The sequence below is a fragment of the Gordonia sp. (in: high G+C Gram-positive bacteria) genome (assembly GCF_047602025.1).
GTDB lineage: Bacteria > Actinomycetota > Actinomycetes > Mycobacteriales > Mycobacteriaceae > Gordonia.
This window is the reverse complement of sequence record NZ_JASGII010000001.1, coordinates 1854351-1867659: the sequence shown is the minus strand read 5'-3', so window position 1 is coordinate 1867659 and position 13309 is coordinate 1854351. Positions and strand designations below refer to the sequence as shown.

Annotated in this window: 14 protein-coding genes, 1 tRNA gene and 1 pseudogene; 9 read left to right on the top strand and 7 right to left on the bottom strand. The window is 69.3% G+C overall.

What is annotated here, in order from left to right; genetic code table 11:
• Positions 1–18 precede the first annotated feature (18 nt).
• Positions 19–2781, bottom strand: a complete 2763-nt coding sequence (gene aceE / locus QM728_RS09260; RefSeq protein ID WP_415031736.1) for a pyruvate dehydrogenase (acetyl-transferring), homodimeric type — start codon at positions 2779–2781, stop codon at positions 19–21.
• Positions 2782–3029: 248 nt separating this feature from the next.
• Between aceE and QM728_RS09255 the strand changes: the two genes are divergently transcribed.
• From QM728_RS09255 to QM728_RS09235, 5 genes are all read left to right on the top strand, one after another.
• Positions 3030–3485 (top strand): hypothetical protein, encoded by a 456-nt coding sequence (locus tag QM728_RS09255; protein ID WP_415031735.1) that lies wholly within the window; start codon positions 3030–3032, stop codon positions 3483–3485.
• Positions 3482–3961 (top strand): hypothetical protein, encoded by a 480-nt coding sequence (locus QM728_RS09250; protein ID WP_415031734.1) that lies wholly within the window; start codon positions 3482–3484, stop codon positions 3959–3961. Before QM728_RS09255 ends, QM728_RS09250 begins: the two co-directional genes overlap by 4 nt.
• A 113-nt stretch (positions 3962–4074) precedes the next feature.
• Positions 4075–4488, top strand: coding sequence for a DUF3052 domain-containing protein (locus QM728_RS09245; RefSeq protein WP_415031733.1), 414 nt, complete (start codon positions 4075–4077; stop codon positions 4486–4488).
• Positions 4489–4490: 2 nt separating this feature from the next.
• The gene (locus tag QM728_RS09240) at positions 4491–4961 is read left to right on the top strand and encodes a peroxiredoxin (protein WP_415031732.1); all 471 of its coding nucleotides are present in this window, start codon (positions 4491–4493) and stop codon (positions 4959–4961) included.
• Between the two features lie 9 nt (positions 4962–4970).
• Complete coding sequence (locus tag QM728_RS09235; RefSeq protein ID WP_415031731.1) at positions 4971–5465, top strand: hypothetical protein; 495 nt, start codon at positions 4971–4973, stop codon at positions 5463–5465.
• A gap of 13 nt (positions 5466–5478) precedes the next feature.
• On the opposite strand, the gene map is transcribed toward QM728_RS09235, so the two are convergent.
• On the bottom strand, positions 5479–6249 hold the full coding sequence (map, locus tag QM728_RS09230; protein ID WP_415031730.1) for a type I methionyl aminopeptidase: 771 nt from the start codon (positions 6247–6249) through the stop codon (positions 5479–5481).
• 83 nt (positions 6250–6332) lie between these two features.
• Here map and QM728_RS09225 point away from each other — a divergent pair, with 83 nt between their 5' ends.
• Complete coding sequence (locus QM728_RS09225; RefSeq protein WP_415031729.1) at positions 6333–6599, top strand: helix-turn-helix transcriptional regulator; 267 nt, start codon at positions 6333–6335, stop codon at positions 6597–6599.
• A gap of 34 nt (positions 6600–6633) precedes the next feature.
• Positions 6634–7190, top strand: a pseudogene (locus QM728_RS09220) (VOC family protein).
• A 4-nt stretch (positions 7191–7194) separates the two neighbouring features.
• Here QM728_RS09220 and QM728_RS09215 read toward each other — a convergent pair.
• The 3 genes from QM728_RS09215 to QM728_RS09205 all read right to left on the bottom strand — a co-directional run bounded on the left by QM728_RS09215 (position 7195) and on the right by QM728_RS09205 (position 9362).
• Positions 7195–7266 (bottom strand) — tRNA-Val (locus QM728_RS09215).
• Between the two features lie 67 nt (positions 7267–7333).
• The gene (locus QM728_RS09210) at positions 7334–8230 is read right to left on the bottom strand and encodes an alpha/beta hydrolase family esterase (RefSeq protein ID WP_415031728.1); all 897 of its coding nucleotides are present in this window, start codon (positions 8228–8230) and stop codon (positions 7334–7336) included.
• A 172-nt stretch (positions 8231–8402) separates the two neighbouring features.
• The gene (locus QM728_RS09205; protein ID WP_415031727.1) at positions 8403–9362 is read right to left on the bottom strand and encodes an alpha/beta hydrolase family esterase; all 960 of its coding nucleotides are present in this window, start codon (positions 9360–9362) and stop codon (positions 8403–8405) included.
• A gap of 52 nt (positions 9363–9414) precedes the next feature.
• On the opposite strand from QM728_RS09205, the gene QM728_RS09200 reads away from it, so the two are divergent.
• Positions 9415–10755 (top strand): family 1 glycosylhydrolase, encoded by a 1341-nt coding sequence (locus QM728_RS09200; protein ID WP_415031726.1) that lies wholly within the window; start codon positions 9415–9417, stop codon positions 10753–10755.
• On the top strand, positions 10755–11567 hold the full coding sequence (locus QM728_RS09195; protein ID WP_415031725.1) for a maleylpyruvate isomerase N-terminal domain-containing protein: 813 nt from the start codon (positions 10755–10757) through the stop codon (positions 11565–11567). The genes QM728_RS09200 and QM728_RS09195 overlap by 1 nt, the downstream gene beginning before the upstream one ends.
• Position 11568: 1 nt before the next feature.
• On the opposite strand, the gene QM728_RS09190 is transcribed toward QM728_RS09195, so the two are convergent.
• Positions 11569–12390, bottom strand: coding sequence for a spermidine synthase (locus QM728_RS09190; protein ID WP_415031724.1), 822 nt, complete (start codon positions 12388–12390; stop codon positions 11569–11571).
• A gap of 4 nt (positions 12391–12394) precedes the next feature.
• Positions 12395–13309: an SURF1 family protein gene (locus tag QM728_RS09185; protein ID WP_415031723.1), complete on the bottom strand. Its 915-nt coding sequence runs from the start codon at positions 13307–13309 to the stop codon at positions 12395–12397.

The window sequence follows — 13309 nt, the reverse complement described above, 5'->3', positions numbered from 1 at the left end:
ACCCTCTCAGGGTAGTCACTAGGCCACGCCGGGGTCGCTGGTCTGCTCGGGAGCGGCGTTCACATCGTCGATCCGGTACTTCTTGGCGGCCTCGGCGGCGACGGCGCGGTCGACCTTGCCGTCGCGCGAGGCGGCCAGCAGGACCGCGACGACGATCGACTCGGCGTCGACGTTGAAGACGCGCCGCGCGGCCGGACGGGTGTCGGAGAAGCCGAAGCCGTCGGTGCCGAGCGTCAGGTAGGTGCCCGGCACGTACGCGCGGATCTGCTCCTGCACGGCGCGCTGGTAGTCGCTCACCGCCACCGTCGGGCTGCCGTCGAGCACCGAGGTGATGAACGGGGTGGCCCGCCCGGCGTCCGGGTACAGCAGCTCGGCGCGGTCGGCCTTGATGCCCTCGCGGGCCAGTTCCGACCACGACGTCACCGAGTACACCGACGCCGCGATGTTCCACTCGTCGGCGAGCAGCTGCTGGGCGCGCAGGGCGTCGGGCATCGTGACGCCGGAGGCGAGGATGTTCACCGTCGGCGCCGCGGCCGCCGAGACCTCGGGCGCGGCGGAGTATTTGTAGATGCCGCGCAGCAGGGCGTTGACGTCCAGGTTCGCCGGGACGGCCGGCTGGTGGAACGGCTCGTTGTAGACCGTGATGTAGAAGTAGACGTCCTCCTGCGCCTCGCCGTACATGCGGCGCAGACCGTCGTCGATGATGTAGGCCAACTCATAGGCGAAGGCCGGGTCGTAGATGACCGCGCCCGGGTTGCTGGAGGCGAGTAGCGGGGAGTGCCCGTCGGCGTGCTGCAGGCCCTCGCCGGTCAGCGTCGTGCGCCCGGCGGTGGCGCCGATGACGAAGCCGCGGGCCATCTGGTCCGCCGCGGCCCACAGGCTGTCGCCGGTGCGCTGGAAGCCGAACATCGAGTAGAAGATGTAGAGGGGGATCATCGGCGTCTGGTGCGTCGAATACGACGACCCGACCGCGGTGAAGCTTGCCGTCGACCCCGCCTCGTTGATGCCCTCGTGCAGGATCTGGCCGACCTGGCTCTCCTTGTAGGCGAGCATCAGGTCCGCGTCGACCGACGTGTAGAGCTGGCCGTGGGTGTTGTAAATCTTCAGCGACGGGAACCACGAGTCCATCCCGAAGGTGCGCGCCTCGTCCGGGATGATCGGGACAATCCGATTGCCGATCTCCTTGTCGCGCAGCAACTCCTTGAAGATGCGGACCAGGGCCATCGTGGTGGCGACCTGTTGCTTGCCTGACCCCTTCGCCACGGCCTCGATGGCCGCCGAGGTGTCCGGCCGCAACGGCTCGGCGCTGCGCCGGCGGTTCGGCAGGAATCCGCCGAGGCTCTTGCGGCGCTCGAGCAGGTACTGGATCTCCGGCGAGTCCGGCCCCGGGTGGTAGTACGGCGGCAGGTACGGGTCGGCCTCGAGCTGTTCGTCGGTGATCGGCACCCGCGTGGTGTCGCGGAAGGCCTTGAGGTCGTCGAGCGCCATCTTCTTCATCTGGTGCGTGGCGTTGCGGCCCTCGAAGTGCGTGCCGAGGGTGTAGCCCTTGATCGTCTTGGCGAGGATCACCGTCGGCTGGCCCTTGTGGGCCATCGCCGCGGCGTAGGCGGCGTAGATCTTGCGGTAGTCGTGACCGCCGCGCTTGAGGTTCCAGATCTCCTGGTCGGAGAGATCCTTGACCAGTTCTTTCGTGCGCGGGTCGCGGTCGAAGAAGTGCTCGCGGATGAAGGCGCCGTCGTTGGCGCGGTAGGTCTGGTAGTCGCCGTCGGGCGTGGAGTTCATCAGGTTGACCAGGGCGCCGTCGCGATCGGCGTGCAACAGTGCGTCCCACTCGCGGCCCCACACGACCTTGATGACGTTCCAGCCGGCGCCGCGGAAGAAGGACTCGAGTTCCTGGATGATCTTGCCGTTGCCGCGGACCGGGCCGTCGAGGCGCTGCAGGTTGCAGTTGACGACGAAGGTCAGGTTGTCCAGGCTCTCGGTCGCCGCGACCTGCAGCAGGCCGCGCGACTCCGGCTCGTCCATCTCGCCGTCGCCGAGGAAGGCCCACACGTGCTGATCGCTGGTGTCCTTGATGCCGCGGTCGTGGAGATAGTGGTTGAAGCGGGCCTGGTAGATGGCGTTCATCGGCCCGAGGCCCATCGACACGGTCGGGAACTGCCAGAAGTCGGGCATCAGGCGCGGGTGCGGGTACGACGGCAGGCCGCCGCCGAATCCGGCGTGGCTGTGCTCCTGGCGGAACCCGTCGAGCTGGTCCTCGGTGAGTCGGCCCTCGAGGAAGGCGCGGGCGTAGATGCCCGGCGAGGCGTGGCCCTGGATGAAGATCTGGTCGCCGCCGCCGGGGTGGTCCTGGCCGCGGAAGAAGTGGTTGAAGCCGACTTCGTACAGCGATGCCGACGACGCGTAGGTGGAGATGTGACCGCCGACGCCGATGCCGGGGCGCTGTGCCCGGTGCACCATGATCGCGGCGTTCCATCGGATCATCCGACGGAAGTTGCGCTCGACCTGCTCGTCGCCGGGGAACCACGGCTCGTTCTCGGTCGGAATCGTGTTGACGTAGTCGGTCGACGTCAGCGCGGGGATGGAGACGTGTCGCTCGCCGGCCCGCTCCAGCAGGCGCAGCATCAGGTAGCGCGCCCGTGCCGGACCGGCGGACTCGATCAGCCCGTCCAGGGAGTTGACCCATTCGGAGGTTTCCTCCGGGTCGATGTCGGGCAGGTAGGACGCCACGCCTTCACGGATGACCCGGACGCGGTTGGGGGTGGTCGACTCGTCAGACACAGTGATCGGTTCCTCTAATTCTGTTGTCACCGCACGCTTGTGGTGTGCGGCGTCGATGTGGCCGTCGGCGCCGTGGGTGGGGCGCCTGACATCTCCACCCTAAACGTGCGCCACATTCGGCGGGCACTGTGCCCGCGGTCACTTGACCGCCAACCGAATGGTCGCCCGTGGACAGCGTTACGATTGCCGATATTCTCAAGGGGGTCTCGGCGCATCCGTGCCGGGAGTCCGATACCCAGGGGGGACTGATGACCGCGCCGTTGCCGCAGGATCCTGGCTCGCTTCCGCCTGGCGGGTACCCGCCGCCGGCCGCTCAGCCGCAGCACCCGGGCTATCCGCAGCAACCCGGCCATCCCGCGCCGGCGGGTTACCCGCAGCAGCCGCAGGGCTACGCGCAGCCCGGTCAGCCGTACCCACCGCAGCCGCCCGGCGAGCAGCACCCGTACGCGCAGGGCCCCGGCGTCTACACCGCGGTGTTCAAGTCCCACACCGGTCTGCTGATCATGGCGCTGACCACCCCCAACCAGGTCACCGGATCCCTGGCCGACGTGCGTCGGGCGTTCTGGCGCGCACAACTGCACTGCCTGTTCCTCGGCTGGTTCGGCATCCTGTCGATGCTTGCCTACAACTGGATCGCCATCTTCGGCAACATCGGAGAGTGGAACCGGGTCAAAACCCTCGCCAAACAGTACGGAGAGTCATGACGCACAAGATCGCCCCCAGCCGACGTCGACAGGTTGCCGCGGCCCTGGTCGCAGTGGCGGCCGCCGCCGGGCTGACCGGGTGCACGGTGAGCGGCAAGGCCAAGGCGCCGAACCCGCAGATCGTCACCCAGTACGTGCAGAAGCACAACGCCGAGACGCAGTGCGCGCAGCTCTCGGACTGGTTGTCGTCGGTCAACTACAACCGCATGATCGACCACTACAACGCCAACCAGAACTTCGGCGGCCTCGACAAGCAGATCATCGCCGAGCTGGACAAGACCATCGTGTCGTTGCGCGCGGCCGCGGCCAAGGACATGCCGGCGGACCTCAAGACGCAGTTCGGCAAGGTGGCCGACGTCTACAAGACCCAGCGCGACGCACTGGCCGGCGGGAACATCGACCAGATCAACGCGAGCGCCCGCGAGCGCAACGAGGCCGCTCAGCAGCTGCGCAGCCTCTGCCGCACCTACTACTGAGCACGCGGCCCCGGATTCCGCATCACGGGTTGCACTCTCGGCCGTAAGCGGGTGGGATAGCAGCACAGGCGTCGGGACTCACTCGGCTCCGACCGCGTATAGGGAGGTCGCTCGTGGTTGCCGCCGATGGTGCCGGTGCGCAGAAGCTCGGGTTGAGCAAGGGTCAGGTCGTCCAGGAGCTCGGCTGGGACGACGACACCGATGACGACCTGCGCGCGGACATCGAAGACATCATCGACGGAGAGCTGCTCGACGAGGACGCCGACGACGTCATCGACGTGGCGATCCTGTGGTGGCGCGACTACGACGGCGACCTGACCGACGCCCTGATGGACGCCATCGGACCGCTGGCCGACGACGGCTACCTGTGGGTCCTGTCGCCCAAGACCGGCAAGGACGGCTACGTGGAGCCGAGCGAGATCAGCGAGGCGGCCGCGACGACCGGCCTGACGCAGACCGGCGTCACCAACGTCGGCGACTGGACCGCGACCCGCCTGGGTCAGCCGAAGTCGCGCGGCACGCGCTGACGATGCGCGAACTGATCGCCAGTGGGCAGCGGGCGCCCGACTTCACGCTGCCCGACCAGAACAATCAACGGGTGAACCTCTCGACGGTCACCGCCGACCGTCGCGCACTGCTCGTCTTCTTCCCGCTGGCCTTCACCGGCAATTGCGAGGGGGAGCTCGGCCTGATCCGCGACCGCCTGCCCGAGTTCGACAACGACTCGTTGGCCACCATCGCGATCTCCGTCGGCCCGCCGCCCACCCACAAGGTGTGGGCCGGGGCGCAGGGCTTCCTGTTCCCGATCCTGTCCGACTTCTGGCCGCACGGCGCCGTCGCCGCCCAGTACGGGGTGTTCGACGAGCAGCGCGGCTATCCGGTGCGCGGCACGATCGTCGTCGACAAGGACCGCACCGTCCTGTTCTCCGACGCCGCCGACCCCGGCGGGCCGCGCGACGACTCCGTCTGGGAGCGCGCGCTGAAGGCCGCCGCGGGCTAGCCGATGGGCGTGCGCGCGGCACTGGCCGTGATCGCGGTCCTCGTCCTCGGCGCGTGCACCGCCGCCGACGATTCGGTGCCGACTCAGCCATTGCCGCAGCGTCGGGACGCCGGGGTCGTCGAGCAGTACGCGATCAGCGACATCCGCGTCGGCACGCACACCGGTTTCGACCGGGTGGTCTTCGAGTTCACCGGGGGATCCGGCCCACTCGGCTACCTGGTGCGCGTCGACGACGACCCGCGCGACGACGGCAGCGGCCTCCCGGTTCGGGTCGCCGGCAGAACGGTCGTCGCCGTCGTGATCACCGGGGTCAGCAACGAGCAGACCCGCGGGTATGGGGCCAGGAAGGTGATCGCGGGTACCGGCGGGATCGCCGAGGTGAGCTATCGCGGCGTGTTCGAGGGGCAGGCGGGCGTCTTCGTCGGCGTCGATGCGGTCGACCCGGCGGTTCGCGTCGAACAGCTCGCCGGTCCGACGCGGCTGGTCGTCGACGTCGCGCGCTGATCTGTGGGTTCGTTCAGTTGTCGACGACGGTGAGGACGCGCGGCCCTTCGTTTGTGACGGCCACGGTGTGCTCCGAGTGGGCGGCAGGGAGGCCGTCGGCCATGCGCAGCGTCCAGCCATCGGGATCCTTGACCAGTTCGTCGGTGCCCAGGCCCCACCACGGTTCGACCGCGAGCACCAGACCGGGCCGAAGCGTCACGCCCTTTCCCGGGCGCCCGCGATTCGGCAGGTGCGGGTCCTCGTGCATGGTGCGGCCGATGCCGTGGCCGCCGTAATCGGTGCTCACGCGATACCCGCCGTCGCGCGCGACGGCTCCGATCGCCGACGAGAGGTCGCCGAGGCGGTTGCCGGGGACGGCGGCGGCTATCCCGGCCGTACGGGCCCGGACCGTGGAGTCGATCAACGCGGTGACGTCGGCCGTCTGCTCGCCGACCTGCACGGTGACCGAGGCGTCCGCTGCCCACCCGTCGATCGTCACGGCGAAGTCGCACGTCAGCACGTCCCCGCTGCGCAGGCGGTAGTCGTGCGGCAGGCCGTGCAGCACCGCATCGTTCACCGACAGGCAGATGACGTTGCGGAACGGGCCGCTGCCGAAGGACGGTGCGTAGTCCCAGTAGCAGGACACGGCCCCGCGCTCGCTGATCATCGTCCGCGCGCGCTGCTCCAAGTCCAGCAGGTTCACGCCCGGTTCGGCCCGTCCGGAGACGTCCTGCAACACCGAGGCGACAAAGCGACCCGTCACCGCCATTTTGTCGATCTCGGCTGGCGTCTTCAGTTCGATCATCGGGCCCGCAACTCCTTCTCGGTATTCTAATACCGAAAAGGTATCACGATTGCCTGGTACAGAAATACCGGTACGCTGAGCGCATGGTTCGCGTGCCCCTCACCCCCGAGCAGATCGCCGCCGGCCGCCGCCTGGGCTCCTTCGTGCGGCAGGCGCGCGCCGGGCGCGACCTTGAATCCGTGGCCGCCGCGGCGGGGATTTCGCCCGAGACGCTGCGGAAAATCGAGGCGGGCCGGATCTCCACCCCGAGCTTCGGCACCGTGGTGGCGATCTGCGCGGCGTTGGAGCTGCCGGTCGCCGACGTCGCCGAAGTGTGGACTGCGCAGTCGGGCGAGTCCATCGCGATGTGACGTGCCGTCGGGCTGAGACGGGGATGGAGTAACCATGCGCTGGCGAGGGGTCAATCACGTCGAGTTCGCGGTCCTCGACTACGAGGACTCGTTGGTGTTCTACGACGCCATGTTCGGATGGCTCGGCTACAGCAGCTTTTCCTCGCTCAACATGGAGTACGAGTCGACGTACTACATGACCAGGACCACATCAGTCCACACAGCTACATCGGCATCCAGCCGGCAGCTTCGGGTGATCGGCTCACCCATGGCGAGCAAGCCGTGGGCATCAACCACATCGCGCTGTGGGCACGCAATCGGCGTGAGGTCGATCGGTTTCATCACGAGTTCCTGCTCGACCGCGGGGTCACCGTCACCGACGAACCCACGGCGTACCCGCAGTACTGGCCCGGCTACTACGCCGTGTTCTTCGACGATCCAATCAACGGGATTCACTGGGAGCTGGCGTGGATTCCGAGGGTTCCGTCACCTCGTCAAGCATGGGCGTCCTATCGGGCGCTCGACGGTTACGTGAAGTCGCGGGACGATCTGGCGGACTCTGTCCCCGCGCTGGGCATGCAGGCGCGCCGGGCACTGCCTCGGCGGCGATAGTGAGTGCGCGCACTAGGGATCGAACCTAGGACCGCTGGTGTGTAAAACCAGTGCTCTACCGCTGAGCTATACGCGCGCGCACCGCCAATCGAGGCGATGACCTCGCAAATCTAGCGGTTCACCCCGAGCGGGTTCAAACGGTCTCAGCTGCTGAACGGGCCGAGGCCGCGGGTCTGGAAAAAGTTCCAGATCAGTCCGGTGGTGCTGACCGGTTGACCGGGCTCCACCATCGATCCGGTAGTCGGGCCGGGCCAGCCGTGGCCGCCGCCGTCGTAGCGGACGTGCGAGATCATCGTGCCCGGCTGGCGGCAGAGCAGCCAGTCGATGCGGGTGGCGTTGCGGCGGACCTTGCGGCTCATCGGCTTCTGGCAGCCGGCGCGTCGCGCAGCCTGGTTCACATAAGCGGGGACCGGCAGCAGGTGGTTGCCGAACTTGGTACCGCCGTTGTACGGCACGATCGGGTCGGCGGTGCCATGCAGCACGAGCTTGGAGACGTTGTTGCCGCCCGCGCAGAGCGACTGCGGGTAGAAGGCGCTGGAGATCAGCGCGATACCGGCGAACTGGCCGGGCATGCGGCACGTCAGCAGGTTGGCGAGGCCGCCGCCGTTGGAGCGGCCGATCGCGAAGACGCGGCCGTGGTTGACCGAGGCCTCGGCGTTGATCTGGTGGATGATCGCACGGGTGAAGGCGACGTCGTCGGCGCGCGGGTTGGCGTAGGGGGCGCCCTGCCACGACTGCGGCCCGGCGGCGCTGCGCAGACCGTCGGGGAAGACGGTGATCGCCGGCAGTCGGGTCAGGCCGGTCGCGTGCTCGAACTCGACGGCGGACTGGCTCCGGGCGTGGAAGGCCAGCACCAGGGCCGTCGGGACGCCGCGCGAGTAGCCGACGGGCATGTGGACGCGGTAGCTGCGCTGCACGCCGTTGATCATCACGGTCCGCACCGAGGTGTGCCCGGCGACGAGCTTTCCGGCCGCGGGGGACACGCCGCCCGGAGCGGCCAGGGCGAACTGGGCAGAAGCGGTACCGACGAGCCCGGCCATCGAAAGGACACAGGCTGGTAACGCGAGACGTCGAGAAATCACGACGATCAGAATAGGGTCAATCGGCGCGATGGCCTGCATTGATCGCCCCGGCAGGTCACCGCCGCAGAGAGCATCTCCGCATGCAGCGTGATGTTTTCGTGATCTTCGGTGTGACGAGGATCACGGTCCGTCAGCCCGGCGGGGCGAGCCCGGGGCCCTGCAGTTGGAAGAACTGCCAGATGAGTGCGGCGGCGTTGATGTGATTCGACGGCCGCCACATGGCCTCGGTCGACCCGGGCCACCGGTGGGTGCCGCCGTCGATGCGGATGTGGCTGAGCATCGCGCCAGCCGGTTGGCACGCCCAGTCGATGCGCAGGGTGTTGGGTGCGATGCCGCGCTGCACGGGCGGAGCGCACGCGGCCTTGCGAGCCTGCCCCTCGAGCCACAGCGGGATGGGCGGGAGGACCGAGCCGTTCTTCATCTCGCCGTCGTACGGGACCGTCCAGTCCGCGGTGCCGTGGAACTCGATCCGCGACACCCATGGCGCGTGCTCGCACCCGACGTCGGCCTCCGGGTAGAACGCGCCGGACACCATCGCCACCGAGGCGAATCGGCCGGGCAGCTGACAGGCCAGCATGTTGACCAAGCCGGCGCCGTTGGAGCGGCCGACGGCGTAGATCCGCTTGCTGTCGACGCACGCCTCGGTGGTGAGCTTGTCGAGCACGGCCCTGGTGAACGCGACGTCGTCGGCCTGCGGCGGTGCGTACGGCGCGCCCTGCCAGGCGCTCTCGCCATCGGTGCCGCGCAGCCCCTCGGGGAAGACGGTGATCGCCGGGAGGCGCGACAGCTGCGTGTAGTGCTTGAACCACTTGGCCATCTCGCCGTGCCCGTGGAACGCGAGGATCAGGGGCGTGCGCGTGGCCCGGTCGTAGTCGCCGGGAATCTGGACGTGGTAGACCCGCTCGACGCCGTTGATGTTGACCGTGCGGCGCACCGACGCCTTCGCCTTGAGGTCGACCGCGGTTCCGCAGGCCGGTGCGGCCGAATCCACCACCCGGGGGTCGGCGAGGACGCGCTGGGTGACGCTGCCGCCGACGAGGACCAGCACCGCCAAGACGATGGCGCCTAGCGCAAGTCGACGAGAAAGCACGAGGAACAGAATAGGGTGACGGCGAGACAACCGCCGAGCAGGGAGTGGGATCGTGGGTTTTCATCAGGCGACCGGACTGCGGTCGGTCCGCATCGGCATCGCGGTCCTGAGCGCCGCCGCCATCGCCACCGTCGCACCGACCGGAACCGTCCATGCCGCACCGGCGCTCCCGGCGAATTTCCTCTGGGGCGTCGCCTCGTCGGGCTTCCAGTCGGAGGGGTCGCCCGGCGGCCGTCCGGCGAGCAACTGGACCGTGCCGAAGAAGGACGTGACGCCGATCGGGCGCTCCATCGACTTCCGCCACCGCTACCGCTCCGACATCGCCCTCGCCCAGGGGCTGGGCGCCAAGGTCTACCGCGTCGGCGTCGAATGGGCGCGCGTGCAGCCCTCGCCCACCCGGTTCGACGAGGGGGAGTGGGCCTACTACGAGGACATGGTGGGCGCGATCGTCGCCGCCGGCATGCGCCCGATGGTCACCATCGACCACTGGGTGTACCCGCTGTGGATGATGCGGAAGGGCGGCTGGGCCAATCCGAACTCGGCACGGTTGTGGATGAACTACGCGCGCCGCGTCGTCGACCGCCTCAGCAAGTTCAACCCGCTGTGGGTGACGTTCAACGAGCCGGTGATGAACACGCTGCAGCAGGTACAGCGCGGGGAGATCTCGCCGGCCGCGCTGCCACTCATGCGCGACCGGATGGTCGACGTGCACGCCCGGATCTACCGTTACATCCACCGCGTGCAGCCGGGTGCGAAGGTCACGTCGAACTCTGCGTACCTGCCCGCCGCCGAACCGCTGATCGACGCGGAGCTGACCGACCAGTTTATGCGGCACGCCGACTTCGTCGGTGTCGACAACTACTACAGCTTCTCCCTCGGCCAGACCCGTGGCGCGCTGGCCGGCGCACAGCGCCTGCTCAGCGGCAGTCTGCAGGAGGCGATGCCCGAGCTGCCGATCGACGCCGACGGAATTTACTACGTGCTGCGCTACAACGCGCGCCGCTACCCGGGCAAGCCGATCTACATCGTTGAAACGGGCATGCCCACCCGCGACGGCAAGCCGCGCACCGACGGGTATCGACGGGGCGACCACCTCGCCGACGTCGTGTACTGGGTCCAGCGCGCCCGCGCCGACGGGATACCGGTGTTCGGCCTCAACTACTGGTCGCTGACCGACAACTACGAGTGGGGCAGCTATACGCCGCGGTTCGGGCTCTACACGGTCAACGCGCTGCGCGACGGCAGCCTGCGCCGCATCCCCACTGACGCGGTGCCCGTCTACCGCCGGATCATCGCCCGGGGCGGCGTCGGACCGACGTACCGGCCGACCCGGCCCGCGGTGAGCTGCTCGGTCGTCGACCCGCTGGCCAGCTGCATCCAGCCGGTGCGCTGATGGCCGTCTCCGACGTCGATTCCGCGGCGGTCATCGAGGCGCTCACCGAGGAGTGGGCGGCGCTGCGCGAGTTGTTCGGCAGCCTCACCGCCGAGCAGATGGCAGCAGCGTCGGTATTGCCGGGCTGGTCCAACGCCGACATCCTGGCGCACATCATCGGCACCGAGTCTCTGCTGGCCGGCCGCAAGGTGCCCGAGCACGACGTCAGCGGGCGCGCGCACGTCAAGAACCCGATCGGCGAACTCAACGAGAAGTGGCTCGAGGAGTTGCGCCCCGCGAGTCCGGCCGAGTTGCTCGCGCTGTTCGACGAGATCACCGCGGAGCGGACCGCCGCGCTCGGCGCGATGTCGCCCGCGGAACTCGCCGCCGAGACGATGACCCCGGCGGGCCCGGACAGCTATGCGCGGTTCATGCGCATCCGCGACTTCGACTGCTGGATCCACGAGCTCGACGTCCGCGACGGCCTGGGCCTGACCCCGCCGCTCACCGCACGTCCGGCCGCCGTCGCCGTCGACGAGGCGGCGGCGTCGCTGCCCTATGTGCTGGCCAAGCGCGTCGGCGTGCCGAAGGGCAACACCGTTGCCATCGCGCTGACCGGGCTGGTGGACCGCGTGCTCGTCATCGAGGTCGCCGACCGGGCTCGGCTCGTGCCCCCGGGCGGAGCGGCCCCCGACGTCGCGCTCGACGTCGACACCTGCGACTTCTTCCGCCTCATCGGCGGGCGACGCGACGCCGACCCGGCGACGGTGCGCATCATCGGCGACAAGGCGCTCGGCGAACAGATCGCCAGCAATCTGGCCTACACGATCTGAGTCAGCCCGCCTCGGGCGCGATCGGGTCCCGCAGCACCTCGGCGCGACCGGCGAACGCGCGGGCACGGGAGTTGTCGAGGATTTGTGCCGGCTGCGGATCGGACAGCAGGGCGCGGGTGAGTGCGGGGGTCACCTCGATCGGCGCGTTGCTGGCCGCGATGACGATGTTGCCGGTGCGACGACCCTTGAGCATGGCCGCGTCGGACACGACGGCGAGGTGCCCGAACACCGCGCCGATGGTCGCGATCTCGGCGCGCGCCAACCGCAGCTGCCGGTCGTCGGCGCAGTTCACCAGGTACAGGCCGCCGTCGTCGAGGAGTTCGGCGACCGCCGCGGTGAACTCCAGGGTGGTCAGGTGCGCGGGCGCGCGCTCGCCGGCAAAAGCATCGCGGACGACGAGGTCGCGGGTGCCGGGCGTCAGCGACTCGACGACGGTGCGCGCATCGTCGACGCGGATCCGCAGCGCGGGCGAGCGGGGGAGGTCGAACCACTCCCGCGCATATGCCGCCAGGGCCGCATCGATCTCGACGGCCACCTGACGGGCGTCGGGATGGCGGGCGGCGAAGTAGCGGGGGAGCGCGCACGCCGCGCCGCCCAGGTGCAGGATGCGCGGTCGTGCGCCGACCGGCCAGCGCCCCTCGGCCACGTGCGCCATCTGCCGCATGTACTCGAACTCGAGACGCTGCGGGTCCTCGGGATCGATGTGACTGCTCTCGGCGCCGTTGATCGTCACCAACCAGCCGTCCGCGGCGAGGGAGAGCACCGCGGTGCCCGTGTCGATCGGATAGGCGCCCGGCTCCGGTCCGGACCGCTGCGGCGGCACCGCGCTACTTCCGGCCGTAGCGGTCGGCCAACTTGCGCTTGACCTCGTCGTCGGCGCCAGTGACCTCGGGCGCCGCGCCAATCGTCTGGCGCTGCTTCGCCCCGGTCGCGAAGCCCGCCGCGCGCAGCTTGTCGCGCGCGCTGTCGTCCTCGGGCGGCGGATCGCCGTCGGCGGGTTCGGCGGCAGCCGTGCGGCGCGCTTTGACCTCGGAGTAGAGGAAGTAGGCGACGCCCAGCGGCGCCATGATGCCGAAGGCCAGCCATTGCAATCCGTAGGACAGGTACGGCCCGGCCTCGAGCTGGGGCAGCTCGATCGTCGCCAGCGACCCCGGCTGCTTCGCCGACAGCTGCAGGTAGAACGGCGCCAGCGTGAGCTGTTCGGCCCGCCCGACGTCGACGGGGTCGATCGTGTACGCCGTCATCGCCCCGTCGACGGGAGCGACGCCGCGTCCCGCCGAGGTGCCCTCGCCGCGTCGGATCCGGGCGGTGATGGTCACCGGCTCGGCCGGCGGCGGGCCCACCTGCGGGATGGCGGCGGCCTTTTCCGGCCGCACGTAGCCGCGGTTGACGAGGAACGTCGTGCCGTTCGACTCGAAGGGGGCCAGCACCTCGACCGCGGGCTGTTCGTCGACGTGGCGCAGCCGGACGAGCACCTGGTGGTCGGTCAGGTAGCGGCCGGTGAGCGTCACCTCGCGCCACTCGACGTCGGGGTCGAGCCGGCGCGGATCGGGCACGACGTCGGCGATCGGGACCGGCGCCGTCTTGGCCGCCGACCGGATCAGCTCGTTGCGGTGCGAGGTCGTCGTGTTCTTGCCGAGCTGCCACGGCGCCAACACGGAGAAGCAGAGCGCCGCGAAGGCGACGACGCCCAGCCCCAGCGCGATCCAGCCGGGTCGGAACACGGAGCGCAGCACGGACAT

Excerpts from the sequence above, each read along its gene's own strand:
- QM728_RS09210 (WP_415031728.1), bottom strand. The coding sequence starts at position 8,230 with ATGGCCGGGCTCGTCGGTACCGCTTCTGCCCAGTTCGCCCTGGCCGCT.
- QM728_RS09255 (WP_415031735.1), top strand. The coding sequence starts at position 3,030 with ATGACCGCGCCGTTGCCGCAGGATCCTGGCTCGCTTCCGCCTGGCGGG.
- QM728_RS09225 (WP_415031729.1), top strand. The coding sequence starts at position 6,333 with ATGGTTCGCGTGCCCCTCACCCCCGAGCAGATCGCCGCCGGCCGCCGC.
- QM728_RS09240 (WP_415031732.1), top strand. The coding sequence starts at position 4,491 with ATGCGCGAACTGATCGCCAGTGGGCAGCGGGCGCCCGACTTCACGCTG.
- QM728_RS09195 (WP_415031725.1), top strand. The coding sequence starts at position 10,755 with ATGGCCGTCTCCGACGTCGATTCCGCGGCGGTCATCGAGGCGCTCACC.
- map (WP_415031730.1), bottom strand. The coding sequence starts at position 6,249 with ATGATCGAACTGAAGACGCCAGCCGAGATCGACAAAATGGCGGTGACG.
- QM728_RS09250 (WP_415031734.1), top strand. The coding sequence starts at position 3,482 with ATGACGCACAAGATCGCCCCCAGCCGACGTCGACAGGTTGCCGCGGCC.
- QM728_RS09185 (WP_415031723.1), bottom strand. The coding sequence starts at position 13,309 with ATGTCCGTGCTGCGCTCCGTGTTCCGACCCGGCTGGATCGCGCTGGGG.